General features: G+C 65.7%; 15 protein-coding genes and 1 pseudogene. 10 read left to right on the top strand and 6 right to left on the bottom strand.

Translation table 11 applies throughout. The annotated features are described in order from the left end of the window. Nucleotides 1-58: 58 nt before the first annotated feature. Entirely contained in the window at nt 59-973 is a 915-nt protein-coding gene (locus ACVINW_RS05015) for a LysR family transcriptional regulator (protein WP_456756299.1), read from the top strand. Nucleotides 974-1,150: 177 nt separating this feature from the next. After that, nucleotides 1,151-1,699, top strand: a complete 549-nt coding sequence (locus tag ACVINW_RS05010; protein ID WP_456750282.1) for a carboxymuconolactone decarboxylase family protein — start codon at nt 1,151-1,153, stop codon at nt 1,697-1,699. 72 nt (nt 1,700-1,771) lie between these two features. On the opposite strand, the gene ACVINW_RS05005 is transcribed toward ACVINW_RS05010, so the two are convergent. Beyond that, the gene (locus ACVINW_RS05005; RefSeq protein ID WP_456750281.1) at nt 1,772-2,767 is read right to left on the bottom strand and encodes a GlxA family transcriptional regulator; all 996 of its coding nucleotides are present in this window, start codon (nt 2,765-2,767) and stop codon (nt 1,772-1,774) included. A gap of 64 nt (nt 2,768-2,831) precedes the next feature. On the opposite strand from ACVINW_RS05005, the gene ACVINW_RS05000 reads away from it, so the two are divergent. Then, a complete protein-coding gene (locus ACVINW_RS05000; protein WP_456750280.1) occupies nt 2,832-3,545 on the top strand; it encodes a DJ-1/PfpI family protein in 714 nt (237 codons plus the stop codon). Here ACVINW_RS05000 and ACVINW_RS04995 read toward each other — a convergent pair. After that, a complete protein-coding gene (locus ACVINW_RS04995; RefSeq protein WP_456750279.1) occupies nt 3,542-4,045 on the bottom strand; it encodes a hypothetical protein in 504 nt (167 codons plus the stop codon). The two genes, ACVINW_RS05000 and ACVINW_RS04995, sit on opposite strands and share 4 nt — an antisense overlap. A 229-nt stretch (nt 4,046-4,274) precedes the next feature. Between ACVINW_RS04995 and ACVINW_RS04990 the strand changes: the two genes are divergently transcribed. From ACVINW_RS04990 to ACVINW_RS04970, 5 genes and pseudogenes are all read left to right on the top strand, one after another. After that, nucleotides 4,275-5,339 (top strand): amidohydrolase family protein, encoded by a 1,065-nt coding sequence (locus ACVINW_RS04990; protein ID WP_456750278.1) that lies wholly within the window; start codon nt 4,275-4,277, stop codon nt 5,337-5,339. A gap of 94 nt (nt 5,340-5,433) precedes the next feature. Next, nucleotides 5,434-6,547: pseudogene (locus tag ACVINW_RS04985) on the top strand (amidohydrolase family protein). 327 nt (nt 6,548-6,874) lie between these two features. Next, complete coding sequence (locus ACVINW_RS04980) at nt 6,875-7,288, top strand: Rieske (2Fe-2S) protein (protein WP_229183704.1); 414 nt, start codon at nt 6,875-6,877, stop codon at nt 7,286-7,288. 131 nt (nt 7,289-7,419) lie between these two features. Continuing rightward, nucleotides 7,420-8,037: a glutathione S-transferase family protein gene (locus tag ACVINW_RS04975; protein WP_456750277.1), complete on the top strand. Its 618-nt coding sequence runs from the start codon at nt 7,420-7,422 to the stop codon at nt 8,035-8,037. Nucleotides 8,038-8,099: 62 nt separating this feature from the next. Further along, nucleotides 8,100-10,175, top strand: a complete 2,076-nt coding sequence (locus tag ACVINW_RS04970) for an FAD-binding oxidoreductase (protein WP_456750276.1) — start codon at nt 8,100-8,102, stop codon at nt 10,173-10,175. Between the two features lie 244 nt (nt 10,176-10,419). On the opposite strand, the gene ACVINW_RS04965 is transcribed toward ACVINW_RS04970, so the two are convergent. The 3 genes from ACVINW_RS04965 to ACVINW_RS04955 all read right to left on the bottom strand — a co-directional run bounded on the left by ACVINW_RS04965 (nt 10,420) and on the right by ACVINW_RS04955 (nt 12,484). Next, nucleotides 10,420-10,776, bottom strand: a complete 357-nt coding sequence (locus tag ACVINW_RS04965) for a hypothetical protein (protein WP_456750275.1) — start codon at nt 10,774-10,776, stop codon at nt 10,420-10,422. A gap of 129 nt (nt 10,777-10,905) precedes the next feature. Continuing rightward, the gene (locus tag ACVINW_RS04960) at nt 10,906-11,745 is read right to left on the bottom strand and encodes a substrate-binding domain-containing protein (protein WP_456750274.1); all 840 of its coding nucleotides are present in this window, start codon (nt 11,743-11,745) and stop codon (nt 10,906-10,908) included. Nucleotides 11,746-11,785: 40 nt separating this feature from the next. Then, entirely contained in the window at nt 11,786-12,484 is a 699-nt protein-coding gene (locus ACVINW_RS04955; protein WP_456750273.1) for an ABC transporter permease, read from the bottom strand. Nucleotides 12,485-12,608: 124 nt separating this feature from the next. Here ACVINW_RS04955 and ACVINW_RS04950 point away from each other — a divergent pair, with 124 nt between their 5' ends. After that, nucleotides 12,609-13,421: an amino acid kinase family protein gene (locus ACVINW_RS04950; RefSeq protein ID WP_456750272.1), complete on the top strand. Its 813-nt coding sequence runs from the start codon at nt 12,609-12,611 to the stop codon at nt 13,419-13,421. A 14-nt stretch (nt 13,422-13,435) separates the two neighbouring features. Beyond that, nucleotides 13,436-14,260, top strand: coding sequence for an amino acid kinase family protein (locus ACVINW_RS04945; RefSeq protein ID WP_456750271.1), 825 nt, complete (start codon nt 13,436-13,438; stop codon nt 14,258-14,260). Nucleotides 14,261-14,448: 188 nt separating this feature from the next. Here ACVINW_RS04945 and ACVINW_RS04940 read toward each other — a convergent pair whose 3' ends face one another. Further along, nucleotides 14,449-14,829 (bottom strand): hypothetical protein, encoded by a 381-nt coding sequence (locus tag ACVINW_RS04940; RefSeq protein WP_456750270.1) that lies wholly within the window; start codon nt 14,827-14,829, stop codon nt 14,449-14,451. Nucleotides 14,830-14,971: the final 142 nt, after the last annotated feature.

The following is a 14,971-nucleotide window of genomic DNA, read 5'->3' as shown; positions in this document are numbered from 1 at the left end:
AATATCCAATATATGGATTGAGCAATTTGCATACATTTTACATATGGATCGACCGATGATCGAGCTGCGCCATCTTCGCTATGCCGTCGCGGTCGCCGAGGAAGGCCATATCACCCGCGCCGCCGCGCGGCTCGGCATCCAGCAGCCGCCGCTGAGCCAGCAGATCCGCGCGCTGGAAGCTGCGATCGGCGCGCCGCTGTTCCGCCGCCAGCCGCGCGGCGTCGAGCTGACCGCCGCCGGCCGCGCCTTCGTCGGCAAGGCGCGCGCGATCCTGCGCGACACCGAGCTTGCGGTCGAAGCCGCGCGCCGCGCGAGCCGCGGCCAGGAGGGCCAGCTCGCGATCGGCTTCACGTCATCGGCGGCGTTCCATCCCTTCGTCACCGGGGTGATGCGCGAGATGCGCGAACGGGCGCCGGCGATCACGCTGTCGCTGGAAGAGGCCTCGACCGGCGAGCTGATCGAAGCCGTCGAGGCCGACCGGCTCGGTGCCGCGTTCGTGCGTTCGCCGAGCGAGCGGCTGGCGAATTTCACGATCAGGCATCTGCTCGACGAGGAGATGCTGGTGGCGTTGCCCGACCATCATCCGCGTGCCCGCAAGGACGCGCGGCGGCGGATTGCGCTGGCCTCGCTCGCCGAGGAGCCGCTGATCCTCTACCGCCGTCCGACCGGGCCCGGCCTCTACGACAGCATCATCGCCGCCTGCCGCGCGGCGGGCTTCAGCCCGAAAGTGGCGCAGGAGGCGAGCCGGATGGTGTCGACGCTGAGCCTCGTCGCAGCCGGGCTCGGGATTTCGATCGTGCCGGAATCGATGGCGCGGCTGGAGACCGCGGGCGTCTCCTATCTCCGCCTCGACCGCGCCACCGGCCTGGTCGCGCCGCTGGCGCTGGCGCGCAAGAAGGGCCCCGCCGCCGGCACGCTCGGCCGCCTGCTCGCAATCGTGACGCGGCGGGTGAAGGACCGCGCCGCGGTTTGACGGCGCGTTGCGCACCGAACGTGCCCGGTGGCGCGGAATGTGGGCGGTTTGGCGAACGCGTGCGTCCCGGCGCGGCTAGATAGCCTGCATCGAACCCGGTCGCCCGCGCGTCGACCGCAGCGGCCCAGTTGCGTCCGGCGGCACCGGCTTCAATCACCATCGTGAAAGGCAGTTCCAATGGCACGTTTTCCTGTCCATACGCACGACTCCGCACCGGAAGCCTCGAAGTCTTCCCTGCGTGACGTCGAGGCGCGGTTTGGCATGATCCCCAATCTCGCGGCGACGATGGCGACGTCGCCCGTGCTGATCCAGAGCTTCATCGGCATCTTCGACAAGGTGCACGGCGGCAGCTTCACCGAGCAGCAGATCCAGACCGTGCTGCTCACCGACGCGGTGACCAATCGCTGCACCTGGGCGGTTGCGCTGCATTCCGCGCTCGGCTTGCAGGCCGGCCTGGCTGCGGCCGACGTCGAGGCGATGCGCGCCGGCCGCTCGCCCGCCGACAGGCAGCTCGGCGCGCTCTCGACATTGGCGAGGTCGCTGATCGAAAAGCGCGGCCGGCTCGACGAAGACGAGATCGAGCGATTCCTGGCGGCCGGATTCCCGAGGGATCTCGTGCTTGAGGTGATCACCATCGTGGCGGCGTCGACCATCACCAACTACACCGGCAGCGTCACCAATCCGCCGCTGGAGGCCGCGTTGCAGGCGCATGCCTGGAATGGCTGAGCCGCTTCACCTGAAGCCGCATCGCTGCGAGCCGGCCACGAGGCCTGCGTGCGTTTTGCGATGCGGTCCTGATCAGCCTGCAAATCTGGCGCGGTAGTCCTGCGGCGTGGTCGCCAGCAAGCGCATGAAGCTGCGGCGCATCGTCTCCTCGGAGCCGAAACCGCAGCGCTGTGAAATCCGTTTGATCGGCAGGCGGGTCTCCGAGAGCAGGTGGCGCGCGCCCTCGACCCGCAATCGCTCGATCGCGCGCGCCGGCGTCAGCCCGGTCGCATCGGCGTAATGCCGGCTGAAGCTGCGCTCGCTCATGCCGGCCTGTTTCGCCAGCGTCGCAAGCGAGAGGTCGTCGGCCAGATGGCCGCTGATCCAGTCATGCAGCGCGCCGAACCTGTCGTCGGTGGTTTGCAGCGACAGCACTTCACTGAACTGCGCCTGTCCGCCGGGCCGCTTGAGAAACACCACGAGGTAGCGGGCGACGGCGAGCGCCGTTGCGCGGCCGAGGTCGTCCTCCACCAGCGCCAATGCCAGATCGATGCCGGAGGTGACGCCGGCCGAGGTCCAGAACGATCCGTCACGCACGAAGATCGGATCGGACTCGACGCGGACGTCGGGAAAGCGCTCGGCGAGCTCCTGCCAGAATCCCCAATGGGTCACGGCGCGACGGCCATCGAGGGCACCCGATGCGGCGAGCAGGAACGCGCCGGTGCAGACCGACGCGGTGCGGCGGGCGTCGCCCGCGCGCTTGCGCACCCATTCGACCAGCACGGCGTCCGCCACCGCGGCGTTGACGCCGTCGCCGCCCGGAATCACCAGCGTGTCGACCGCGCTGCCGATGCTCGGCAAGGGATTCACCGCGAGCCCGACGCCGGCTGATGCCTGGACCGTGGGACCATCCTTCGCAACGACGCGGACCTCGTAGGGCTCGGCATGGCCTGCCTTGGCCGACAGCGCGTTGGCGGACGCGAACACCTGCAACGGCCCGGTGACGTCAAGCAGCTGCACCGCCGGATAGGCCAGCACTTCGATCGCGCGGCGCGCTTTTGGCGGAGAATGTGGGGGTTTTGGCGTCATCACCGAAGCGTGCCGCGCTAGATGGGCTTTGTCCATAGTGCAAGGAAACCTCAAGGGAAGTTCGATGATCGCTCATGATGTCCACCTGCGGATCGGGTCGCTGCTGTTCGAAGACATCGATCAGATCGACTTGACCGGTCCGTTCGAGGTGCTGTCGCGGATTCCGAATTCGACCTACCGCATCTACGCCAAGACCATGGCGCCGGTCCGCGACCTCAAGGGATTGCGGCTGACGCCGGATGCCACGCTGGCGGAAGCACCGCCGCTCGACGTGCTGCATGTGCCCGGCGGCTTCGGTCAGGAGGCGCTGATGGAGGACGAGGAGGTCCTGCGCTGGATCCGCGAACAGGCGGCAGGCGCCTGCCGCATCTTCTCGGTCTGCACCGGCGCGCTGCTGTGTGGGGCGGCCGGGCTGTTGAAGGGGCGCAGGGCGACGACGCATTGGGCATCGTTTCATCTGCTGCCGTTGTTCGGCGCCACGCCGGTGAACGAGCGCGTGGTGGTGGACGGAAGTTTTGTCTTTGCCGCCGGCGTTACCGCCGGCATCGATGGCGCGCTGCGGCTGGCGGCCGAACTGCGCGGCGACGACGCGGCGCGGGCGATCCAGCTCTATATGGCGTATGCGCCGGAGCCGCCGTTCGACAGCGGCACGCCGGAGACCGCGCCGCCCGAGATCCTGCAACAGACCCGGCAAGCGACGCGCGCGATCACGATGCAGCGGGAAGAGACCGCCCGCCGCGTCGCCGCAAGGCTGGGTGTCGTCGTTGAAGAGAACTAGTTCCCCGGCTCGAAGCTGCAGTCGGCGCCGCCGCCGGCCTGATCCTTGATCGCTGCCGGATCGAGCGTGCAGGACAGCTTCGACAGCGCCTCGTAGATCGTTCCGGCAGCGCCGTCCCCAGGCACGCCCGCTAGCGCCACGGTGGCGTAGATCGCGTTGGCTTCGCGTCCCTTCACGGTATGGGTCCTGCTGCCGAATGTCAGCTCGCAGGAGCGCGAGGTGATGGCGACATTGCTGGCGCGGCAGACCACCTTGTCGGCGGTGACGACGATCTTCCTGGTGATATGGACATTGCTGTCGCCGCTAAAGAACGCGGCGACCGCCTTCTTCTCCTTGGCCGGCAATGACGAATAGGGCGCCACCACGCCGGCTAGCGCCAGCGCGACCGAGCCGGACGTGGTCGCGGGTGCGGCCCAGGCCGCGGCCGAGGCCAGCGACAATGAACATGCCAGGATCGTCAGTCGGCCAAGTCTGATTCCAATCCTGATTCCAAGCCTCATTCCCGTCTCCTGTTGCGACGCATTTCGCGGCGCGGAATCGCTAGCACGTCCCGCGATCCGAATGGGTGACGTCATTCACATGCGATCCCGCAACTTCGCGTGAGGGCGGCTGCGCGCACAGGGCAGCCCCGCGCGGACCCGCTTGCACGATCGCGCCATCGGCGGCACAGTCCGTGTCGCGGCAGCGATGCCGCCAACAATGAAGACAAAGACAATCCCGGGGAACGCCATGGCGGCCACGCGCATCGACTGCGACATCCATCCCGCGGTGGGGGGAACGCGCACCACGCTGCTGCCTTATCTCAGCGATCACTGGAAGGAACAGGTGGTCAGCCGCGCCATCGACGGGCTCGACCTCAATTCCTATCCGCCGTCGATGCCGCTGTCCGGGCGCGCCGACTGGCGACCGGCCGACGGCAGCAAGCCCGGCAGCGATCTCGCCATGGTGCAGCGCGGCGCGTTCGACCAGCTCGGCGCCAGCCACGCCATCTGCAACGTCATCTATGGCGCGCAGGCGGTGTTCGATTGCTACATGGCCGCGGACTTGTGCAAGGCGATCAACGACTGGATCGCGGCCGAGTGGCTGGCGAAGGACACGCGGCTGCGCGCCTCGATCGTGGTGCCGATCCAGGCGCCGGATCTCGCCGTCGAGGAGATCGAGCGCCGCGCCGGCGACAACCGCTTCGTGTCGGTGCTGGTGCCGTCGCAGAACGAGACGCTGCTCGGGCGGCGGCACTACTGGCCGATCTATCAGGCCGCAGAGAAATACAGGCTGCCGATCGCGATCCACGCCGGCAGCGCTTATCGCGGCGCGCCGAGCTCGATCGGCTGGCCGTCCTATCGCTACGAATATTATCTCGCGGAAGCGCAGGCGTTCCAGGCGCAGGCGCTGAGCTTGATCTATGAGGGCGTGTTCGGGAAGTATCCCGGGCTTACGGTCGTGCTGATGGAATCGGGCGTCAGCTGGCTGCCGGCCTTCATGTGGCGCGCCAACAAGACCTGGCGCGGTGTCCGCGTCGAGGTGCCCTGGGTGGAGCGCGAGCCGGCCGCGATCATCCGCGACCATTTCCGCGTCACCATGCAGCCGTTCGACGCGCCGATGGATGCAACTGCGGTCGCCGACATCATCGACCAGATCGGCTCCGACAAGATGTTCCTGTTCGCGTCCGACTATCCGCACTGGCAGTTCGATGGCGACGATCCCGTCCCGCCGCATCTTCCTGATAGTATCGTCAGGCGGATGTGCGAGGATAATCCGCTGGAGACGTTTCCGCGTTTGAAGCTCGACGCCTGACCATGACGAAGCTCGACGCCACATCGGCGGTGCCACACCTCTCCCCGATGGGGAGAGGTGACAGCTACACAGACCAGATTCAATGGAGGATCGCATGAGTGATGTCATCGACCGCCCGATGCTCGACCAGGAGAAGTCCGCCGCGACTCGGCTCAAGATCATCGACTGCGATATCCATCCGAGCATCCATTCGCACAGCGACCTCAACGAGTTCCTGCCGAAGCGCTGGCAGCAGCATCTGAAGGAATATGGCAGCCATCTGCGCACGCCCTATATCGGCACCACGCCGTATCCGCGCTCCTCGCCCTTGATCGCGCGGCGCGATGCCTGGCCGCCGACCGGCGGCGTGCCGGGTTCCGATCTCGATTTCATGCGCAAGCAGCACCTCGATCCCTTCGATGTCGAGTTCGGCATTTTGCAGGTGCTCGATCTCTTCATCTTCTCGCAGCAGAATCTGGAATTCGGCGCCGCGATCCAGCGCGCCATCAACGACTGGCAGCTCGCGTTCTGGGCGCATCGCGATCCCAGGCTGAAGGCCTCGATCCTGGTCGGGCAGGACGGCTCCGACCTCGGTCTCGCCGAGATCGAGCGCTGCGCCAAGACAGGCGAATACATCCAGATCAACGTCTCGCCGCGCGCCAACGAGCCGCTTGGCCGCCGCCGTTACTGGCCGATCTACGAACGCGCGCAAGAGCTCGATCTGCCGCTCGGCATCCATGTCGGCGGCTATGGCGGGCACGCGCCGACCGGCGGCGGCTGGCCGTCCTACTATTGCGAGGAGCACCAGTCGAACGCGCACACGGTGGCCTCGAACCTCACGAGCCTGGTGCTGGAAGGTGTCCCCGAGCGCTTCCCGAAACTGAAAGATCGTGTTCATCGAGGGCGGCTTCGGCTGGATCCCCGCCACGATGTGGCGGATGGACCAGCATTTCGACCGCTTCCGCAGCGAGGTGCCGCATCTCAAGCGCAAGCCGAGCGAATATGTGAAGCAGAATTTCTGGTTCACCACCCAGCCGATCGACGAGCCGGATGAAGCGAAGCATCTACGTCAGCTGATCGAATGGGTCGGCATCGACCGGCTGCTGTTCTCGTCGGACTATCCGCACTGGGACTATGACGACGCGCGCTACGCCTTCAAGACGCCGCTGACCGAGGCCGAGCGGCGCAAGATCTTCAATGCCAACGCCCGCGCGGTTTACAAATTCTAGGACGCAGATGACTTTGCTTCGAATCGAGCCGCGACCTCCGCGTCACCTCGCCCCGCGTGCGGGGAGAGGCGTAGGCCGCCTTGGGCGGCCGTTCCTAAAAACGCCGAAGCGGGGCTTCGGCTATGACGCATCGCTTGATGCGTTCCGGGTGAGGGGGAGTCTCCGCAAACTCAGCTATTGCCGGCTACGCGGAGACAGCCCCTCACCCCAACCCTCTCCCCGCATCCGCCTTCGCCCGAAGGCGAGCTTCGGCGGACAAGAGAACGGGGCGAGGGAGCGCACTGCCGCCGCTATGCGACTTACTCTCATCACGCATTAGGTTTCCCGATGACCCGTCACATCGTCGCGCGCACAAGCGAAATTCCTGCCGGCGGCAACAAGGTGTTCGGCCTCGAGGGCCGCGACATCGTCGTGTTCCATGTCAATGGCGAGTTCTTCGCGCTGCTCAATCGCTGTCCGCATGAGGGCGCGCCGCTGGAGAAAGCGGCCTGCGTCGCGCGCCTGACCTCGCCGGAGCCCGGCATCTATCAGCGCGACCGCGTCGGCGAGATGCTGCGCTGTCCGTGGCACGGTTGGGAATTCGACATCCGCAACGGCCAGTCCTGGTTCGATCCGACCCGGTTCAGGATCCGCTCCTATCCGGTCGCGGTGGAGAGTGGCGCCGAGTTGCAGAAGGGGCCGTATGTCGCCGAGACGTTTCCGGTGCACATCGAGGACAATTACGTGATCGTCGAGGTGTAGGCGGTACGTCGCCATTATTGCAGGGCATGCAATAATGAAGTGACAATAACGACGATTATAATAAGAGGTGCAATGCGCCATCTTGAGGTCGCGGCCGGGATCACCCGGCCCATGACATCAGGAACGGCACCATGAAGCTCTATCACTTTGCTCTCTCCGGCCACGCGCATCGCGCGCGGCTGTTCATGTCCCTGCTGGGCATCCCGCACGAGCTGGTCGAGGTCGACCTGAAGTCCGGCGCGCAGAAGACGCCGGACTACCTCACCCTCAATCCGTTCGGCCAGGTGCCGGTGCTCGACGACGACGGCACCATCATTCCCGACTCCAATGCGATCCTGGTCTATCTTGCGACCAAGCTCGGCCGCACCGACTGGCTGCCGCGGGATGCAAAGGGCGCCGCTGCCGTGCAACGCTGGCTATCGGTCGCCGCCGGGGATCTGGCGTTCGGACCAGCCGCAGCGCGGCTCGTCACCGTGTTCGGCGCCAAGTTCAATCCGGAAGACGTGATCGCGCGCGCCCATGTCCTGCTGAAGCGGCTCGAAGCCCATCTTGCCAACCGCGACTGGCTGGTCGGCGCGCAGCCGACCATCGCCGACGTCGCGCTCTACAGCTATCTGTCGAGCGCGCCCGAAGGCAATGTCGATCTCTCCGCCTATCAGCCCGTTGTCGCATTCCTGCGCCGGATCGAGGCGCTGCCGGGCTTCGTGCCCTTTGCCAAGACCCCCGTCGGTCTGGCGGCGGCGGCGTGACAGGCTGACCGGGCGTGCCTCGACGGTGCGCCCGTCCAAGCCCCGACATGGAGGGCGAGGCGATGAGCGACAGGCGAACCAAGAGCAAGCTGCCGGCCTGGCATGCCGGCGAGAAGGCGATCCAGCAGAAGGCCGGCGTTGCGGAGAAGATGGAGGCGGTCGGCCAGCGCGCGGTGCGCGACTTCATGCCCGACCAGCATCGCGACTTCTTCGCGCAGATTCCATTCATCGTCGTCGGCAGCGTGGACCAAGGCGGCGACGCATGGGCCTCGCTGCTGGCCGGCCGGCCCGGCTTCATCGCCTCGCCGACGCCGCGCAGCCTCGAGATCGCTGCGCGGCCCGATCCCTCCGATCCCGTCAGCGCGGGCATGGGCGAGGGCGACGCCATCGCGCTGCTCGGAATCGAACTGCACACAAGGCGCCGCAACCGTGCCAACGGGCTGCTGCGCGCATCGTCCGGCAACGCGCTCAGCTTCGACCTCGATCAGAGCTTTGGCAATTGCCCGCAATATATCCAGCTGCGCGATTTCGCCTTCGTGCGCGCGCCGGATCAACCGTTCACGGGCGAGATCGAACAAAGCACGACGCTCGATCAGGCCGCGCGCGACATGATCGCGGCGGCGGATACGTTCTTCGTGGCGTCCTATGCCGAACGCGAGGACCGCCGCCAGGTCGACGTCTCGCATCGCGGCGGCAAAGCGGGCTTCGTCCGCGTTGCCGATGACGGCACGCTGACTGTTCCCGATTTCGCCGGCAATCTGTTCTTCAACACGCTCGGCAATATCCTCGTCAACGGCAAGGCCGGGCTGGTGTTTGCCGATTTCGAAACCGGCGACCTGCTGCAACTGACCGGCGACGCCGAGGTGATCCTGGATTCGCCTGACATCGCGGCGTTCCAGGGCGCCGAACGTCTGTGGAGCTTCCGTGCCCGCCGCGTGGTGCGCCGGCGCGGCGCGTTGCCGCTGCGCTGGGCGTTCCGGGCCGACGGCTGGTCGCCGAATGTGCTGATGACCGGCGACTGGGCGCAGGCCGCCGATCGCATCCGCGCAAACGAACTTGCGACGCAATGGCGCCCGTTCAAGGTGACCAGGATCGTCGACGAAAGCCGGTCGATCCGCTCGTTTCATCTCCAGCCGGACGACGGCGCGGGGCGGCTTCCGCACCAGGCGGGACAACATCTGCCGATCCGTCTGTCATTGCCCGGCGCCGACAAGCCGGTCATCCGCACCTACACGCTGTCGGTTGCGCCGTCCGACGGCATGTACCGCATCAGCGTCAAGCGTGACGGCCTGGTGTCGCAGCATCTCCATGACACCCTCCATGTCGGCGACATCATCGAAGCTCGCGCGCCGGGCGGCCACTTCACGTTCGATGCGCGCGAGAAGCGGCCCGCGGTGCTGCTCGCCGGCGGCGTCGGCATCACGCCGATGCTCGCGATGCTGCGCCACGTGGTCTATGAGGGGCTGCGCACCCGCGGCATCCGGCCGACCTACCTGTTCCAAGCCGCGCATGCCAGGGCGGATCGCGCCTTCGGCGACGAGTTGCAACAACTTGCTGACTCCGCCGGCGGCGCCGTGCGGATCATCCGCGTGCTCAGTGACATCGACGGCGCCGAGCAGGGCACCGACTACGATGCCGCGGGGCGGATCGACGTGGCGTTGCTGTCGCGCGTGCTGCCGTTCAACGATTACGATTTCTATCTGTGCGGACCGCCGCAGTTCACCCAATCGCTCTACGACGTGCTGCGCGGCTACAACATCGCCGACAACAGGATCCACGCCGAGGCGTTTGGTCCTTCGTCGCTGGTGAGGAAGCCGGACGTCGCCAGTACGGCGCTGCCGCGGCGGCCGCCGGCAACCGCGTCGGCGCCGGTCGCCTTCACCGCGTCGGCGAAGGAAGCGCGCTGGACGCCGGAGTCGGGAACGCTGCTCGAACTCGCGGAGGCGCGCGGTCTCAGCCCCGCGTTCAGCTGCCGGGAAGGCAATTGCGGAAGCTGCCGGACCCGATTGCAGGCCGGCGCGGTGACCTATCTGAAGCAGCCGACTGCCGAAGCGGCCGATGACGAGGTGCTGATCTGCTGCGCAGTGCCGGCGAAGCCGGATGGCGACGGGGAGAATCGGATCCAGCTCGATCTCTGATCGCACCGCTGCGCGGTACCTCGGTGGCCGCTTAATCGTGCTGCATCACGATTCTCCTTCCGTCGTCATTGCGAGGAGCGGCAGCGACGAAACAATCCATCTAACCGTGTCTGCGGGCAGATGGATTGCTTCGCGGAGCCTGTCATCCGGCGGCGCTTCGCGCCGACCGGGTGGCTCGCAATGCCAGCAGAATTCATTCACAACCTTTCGGGACAAGCAAAAAGCGTCCTGTGACGCTGTAAGATTAGCCCATGCTGCCCGGCATGAAGCAGCGCGGCCTCGGGTGGCCGTTCAGGTAATACGGCCAGACCATGGTGTGGCCGGCGCGGTTAGGTCCGGTGACGACGGCTTCATCGGGAACGTCGACCCATTCGCCGTCCAAGCGGACACGGTAGTGGCCGTCCTTGGTGTCCCAATCCGCGTCATCGACGCGCGTCGCGTCGGTGCCGTCGCAGCAGGGCCCTTTTCCGCTCTGCAGGCTCTCATACCAGCCGTTCAGCTCGGGATGGTCGTGATCATGGGCCCGGGACGGGCCGATTGCCGCCATCGATAGCAGGGCGGTAAGCACCGTGAGCGTCATACGCAAGCGCGATCTGTTCATCTGGTTCCCAATTCCGGACGCCCATGTCAGGCCAATCCGGAAATGATCACCAGGTTCCTCACATCAATAGGATGATGATTATCATATATTCACATTCGCGAGAGAATGCGGAACGCGGCCGGACCGCCGTCAAGCATTGGGATCGTTTGCATTGGGAAAAAAGAGCTGCTGACCGTTGATCTTGTAGCCCGCGATCGCGCTCTGCCCCTCCGGTGAAATCAGGAAGTCGATGAAGCGCTGGCCGGCTTCCTTCTTCACCGTGGGATGCTTGAGCGGATTGACCAGCATCACCCCGTACTGATTGAACAGCCGCTTGTCGCTTTCAACGAGGACGGCCAGGTCGCCGCGATTTTGGAAGGCCAGCCATGTGCCGCGGTCGGAGAGCACATAGGCGTTCGACGCCGAGGCCATGTTCAGCGCGGCACCCATGCCCTGGCCGATTTCCTTGTACCAGGAGCCGCGGTCGTTCACGATGTCGATGCCGGCGTCTTTCCAAAGCTTCAGCTCGGCAATATGGGTGCCGGAATGATCGCCGCGGGAGACGAACGGCGCGGCTCTGGCCTTGATGGTTTGCAGCGCGGTGAGGACATCCTTGCCCTTGATGCCTGCCGGATCGTCCTTCGGACCGATGACGACGAAGTCGTTATACATCACGGGATAACGCTTCACACCGAATCCCTCCGCAAGGAACTTCTCCTCGGCCGATCTGGCATGAACGAACACCACGTCGGCATCGCCGCGGCGCGCGGTGTCGAGCGCCTGACCGGTACCTTGGGCCAGCACCTTCACCTCGAGACCTGCCTTCTGCTTGACGATCGGGAGCAGGTAACCGAACAGCCCGGAATCCTGGGTTGATGTCGTCGACGCCACGACAATGGTCTGATCTTCCGCCCAACCCGGATGAGTGAAGGTCTGCCAGGCAAGCGCGATGATTGCGAGGATGCGAAGTGAGCCGGACCAGTGCTTCATGCGGGCGATCTCCCTTTGAACAACAGTATCGTTTGGCGCTTCAGCGAGCGGCTAAGATGCGTCCGATCAGGAAGCTCAACGCGCTCACGGTCATCGATAGGATGATGAGGATGATGCCAAGCGCAAGGGCAAGGCTCAGCTCTCCCTTGCTGGTCTCCAATGCGATGGCAGTGGTCATGGTGCGCGTATGCCCGCGCACATTGCCGCCGACGATGATGATCGCGCCGACCTCTGCGATCGCCCGGCCGAAAGCCGCGAGAAACGCGGTCAAGAGCCCGTCGCGTCCGATCGCCATGAGTGTCCAGATGGCGCGCAAGCGCGAGGCGCCGTCGACGAGAAGGGCATCGCCGTAACGAGCCCAGACATCCACCATCGTCCGATGCACCAGGGCAATGACGATCGGAATGCCGAGAATGGCCTGCGCGATCACCATGGCGGTTGGCGTAAACAAAATCCCCAGCGCCCCTAACGGTCCCGATCGGGACAGCAGGAGGTAAACAGCAAGTCCCACCACGACCGGCGGCAATCCCAGGAGCGCATTGACGACGACGATCAACGCAACTCTGCCCCGGATCCGGTAGACGGCCAGCGCCGTACCGATCGGCGCCCCGATCGCGAAGGCAAAGAAGCTCGCGGTCAGGCTGACGCCAAGCGACAGCCCGACGATCTGACGCAGCTGCGGATCAAAGCGGCCGATAAGGCCGGCCGCCAGTTCCAGCGCTTGGGTAAAATCATTCATGGTCCCTACTAAGCCAGACCTCGGCAAATAAGCAAAATCATCGAGGTCTTGAGACCCGCCCCGCTTACCGCTACCAGTGCATCCGGAAGCAATGCCAGGCGCATTGATGATAAGGACGTTTCTCATGGTAAACACGACGGCGGAGCTTGAAGCGCTCCTGATGCAGCGGTCGCTGACCGATCCGCAGCTTTTGGCTGCGGCGGATGCGGCATCGGACTTCCGGATCCTGCCGGATGCCACGGTGATCAAGATCGGCGGGCAGAGCGTGATCGACCGCGGCCGCGCCGCCGTCTATCCGCTGGTCGATGAGATCGTCGCCGCCCGCAAGGCGCACAAGCTGTTGATCGGGACCGGGGCGGGCACCCGCGCCCGGCACCTCTACTCGATCGCGGCCGGACTGCGGCTGCCGGCCGGCGTGCTGTCGCAGCTCGGCGCATCGGTTGCCGACCAGAATGCGGTGATGCTGGGCCAATTGCTGGCCAAGCACGGCATCTCCGCGGTCAGCGGTGCCGGGCTGTCGGCCGTGCCGCTGTATCTCGCCGAGGTCAACGCCGTGATCTTCAGCGGCATGCCGCCCTACGGGCTGTGGATGCGGCCCGCGCCCGAGGGCATGATCCCGCCCTACCGCACCGACGCCGGTTGCTTCCTGGTCGCCGAGCAGTTCGGCTGCAAGGCGATGATTTATGTCAAGGACGAGAACGGCCTCTACACCGCGAACCCGAAGACCTCGAAGGGCGCGACCTTCATTCCGAAGATCTCGGTCGCCGAGATGAAGGCCAAGGGATTGCAGGATTCGATCCTCGAATTCCCGGTGCTCGATCTGCTCGCCTCCGCGCGCCATGTCCGCCAGGTGCAGGTCGTCAATGGCCTCGTCCCCGGCAATCTCACCCGCGCGCTCGCGGGCGAGCATGTCGGCACCATCATCACCGCGAACTGACCAGGGGCACGACTATGGATGACACCATCAAGCACGTCGCTTCGCCGCTCGCGCGCCAGACCCTGCTCGACAGCGATCTCACCCGTCCCGTCGCCGGCGGACGTCCGATTCCGCTGCTGCCCTGGGTGCAGGTGATCAAGATCGGCGGCCGCTCCATCATGGATCGCGGCCATGAGGCGATCCTGCCTGTTGTCGCCGAGCTGCGCGCACTGCTGCCCGAGCACCGCATGCTGATCCTGACCGGCGCCGGCATCCGCGCCCGCCATCTCTACAGCGTCGGCCTCGACCTCGGACTGCCGGTCGGCTCGCTCCAGCCGCTCGCGGCGAGCGAGGCCGGGCAGAACGGCCATATTCTCGGCTGCCTGCTCGCACCGGAGGGCGTGTCCTATATCGAGCATCCGACCATCGCGAGCCAGCTCGCGATTCATCTCTCCGCATCGCGCGCCGTGGTGGGCAGCGCGTTTCCGCCCTATCACCATCACGAGTTTCCGAACTCGCGCATCCCGCTGCATCGGGCGGACACCGGCGCGTTCCTGCTCGCCGATGCGCTCGGCGCCGCCGGGCTGACGATCGTGGAGGATGTCGACGGTGTCTACACCGAGGATCCGAACGGTCCCAACGGCAAGAAGGCGCAGCTGTTGCGCGAGCCCAGCCTCGCCGATCTCGCCGAGCTGAAGGGCACGCTGCCGTTCGATCCCGCGCTGCTCGAGGTGATGGCCAACGCGCGGCACATCGCACGCGTGCAGGTCGTGAACGGCCTCGTTCCCGGCCGGCTCACCGCGGCACTGCGCGGCCAGCACGTCGGCACGATCATCCGCACTGGCGCGCGGCCGGCGTAACTCGAGCGGCGGACTCCGCTTCACCTCGCCCCGCCTGCGGGGAGAGGTCGGAATTCAAGCGCAGCTTGCATTCCGGGTGAGGGGGAGTTTCCGCGGACGCAGCTATCACCGTACGCGCGGATGCAGCCCCTCACCCCAACTCTCTCCCGTTAAGCACGGGGAGAGGGAGCTCAGCGCCATCGCGGCGATTACTTGATCGTTGCGTGCACGGTGATGACCGAGGTGCCGGACGCCTTCGGTCCCTGACCCGTTGCCTTGATGGCAAACGTATCATTGCCCTTGTACTTGGCTTTCGCCCGGTACTCGAAGGTCGACGCGTTGATCTTCTTCAATTTGCCATAGGCCGGCTTCTGCAAGATCGCCGAGTCCGTCACCGTGCCGCGGATCCCGATCGGAATCTGGCAGCTTTCGCCCGAGGCAACGTCGATATCGCCGGTCGAATTCTCGCCCCAATCCGCCAATGTCACCGACATCGAGCATTCCGGCGCGGGTTGCGCCGACAGCGCCGGCGTGACGTCTGATGCTGCAAGGATGAGCGCCACTGCGGCGACCACGATACACGTTTTCATGCAAGGCCCACTGCTGACCGTTTTCGGCGCGGGAATCCTGCAACGTGGCAGCAGGTGTGGCAAGGGCTTCACGGACAGGGCTTCGCGGCACCTGTGTGACGTGTGTCGTCACGCTCAGGCGCTTGTTGCGTCGTCGGAGCGT

This window comes from Bradyrhizobium sp. USDA 4461 (genome assembly GCF_054055655.1).
Note: the sequence above shows the minus strand (reverse complement) of the source record. Positions and strands in the feature narration are given on the sequence as shown.

Bases quoted from the DNA above. Each gene is read 5' to 3' on its own strand.
- ACVINW_RS04955 (WP_456750273.1), bottom strand. From the start codon at position 12,484: ATGAATGATTTTACCCAAGCGCTGGAACTGGCGGCCGGCCTTATCGGC.
- ACVINW_RS05000 (WP_456750280.1), top strand. From the start codon at position 2,832: ATGATCGCTCATGATGTCCACCTGCGGATCGGGTCGCTGCTGTTCGAA.
- ACVINW_RS04970 (WP_456750276.1), top strand. From the start codon at position 8,100: ATGAGCGACAGGCGAACCAAGAGCAAGCTGCCGGCCTGGCATGCCGGC.
- ACVINW_RS05005 (WP_456750281.1), bottom strand. From the start codon at position 2,767: ATGACGCCAAAACCCCCACATTCTCCGCCAAAAGCGCGCCGCGCGATC.
- ACVINW_RS04960 (WP_456750274.1), bottom strand. From the start codon at position 11,745: ATGAAGCACTGGTCCGGCTCACTTCGCATCCTCGCAATCATCGCGCTT.
- ACVINW_RS05010 (WP_456750282.1), top strand. From the start codon at position 1,151: ATGGCACGTTTTCCTGTCCATACGCACGACTCCGCACCGGAAGCCTCG.
- ACVINW_RS04965 (WP_456750275.1), bottom strand. From the start codon at position 10,776: ATGAACAGATCGCGCTTGCGTATGACGCTCACGGTGCTTACCGCCCTG.
- ACVINW_RS04980 (WP_229183704.1), top strand. From the start codon at position 6,875: ATGACCCGTCACATCGTCGCGCGCACAAGCGAAATTCCTGCCGGCGGC.
- ACVINW_RS04995 (WP_456750279.1), bottom strand. From the start codon at position 4,045: ATGAGGCTTGGAATCAGGATTGGAATCAGACTTGGCCGACTGACGATC.
- ACVINW_RS04990 (WP_456750278.1), top strand. From the start codon at position 4,275: ATGGCGGCCACGCGCATCGACTGCGACATCCATCCCGCGGTGGGGGGA.
- ACVINW_RS04940 (WP_456750270.1), bottom strand. From the start codon at position 14,829: ATGAAAACGTGTATCGTGGTCGCCGCAGTGGCGCTCATCCTTGCAGCA.
- ACVINW_RS04945 (WP_456750271.1), top strand. From the start codon at position 13,436: ATGGATGACACCATCAAGCACGTCGCTTCGCCGCTCGCGCGCCAGACC.
- ACVINW_RS04975 (WP_456750277.1), top strand. From the start codon at position 7,420: ATGAAGCTCTATCACTTTGCTCTCTCCGGCCACGCGCATCGCGCGCGG.
- ACVINW_RS04950 (WP_456750272.1), top strand. From the start codon at position 12,609: ATGGTAAACACGACGGCGGAGCTTGAAGCGCTCCTGATGCAGCGGTCG.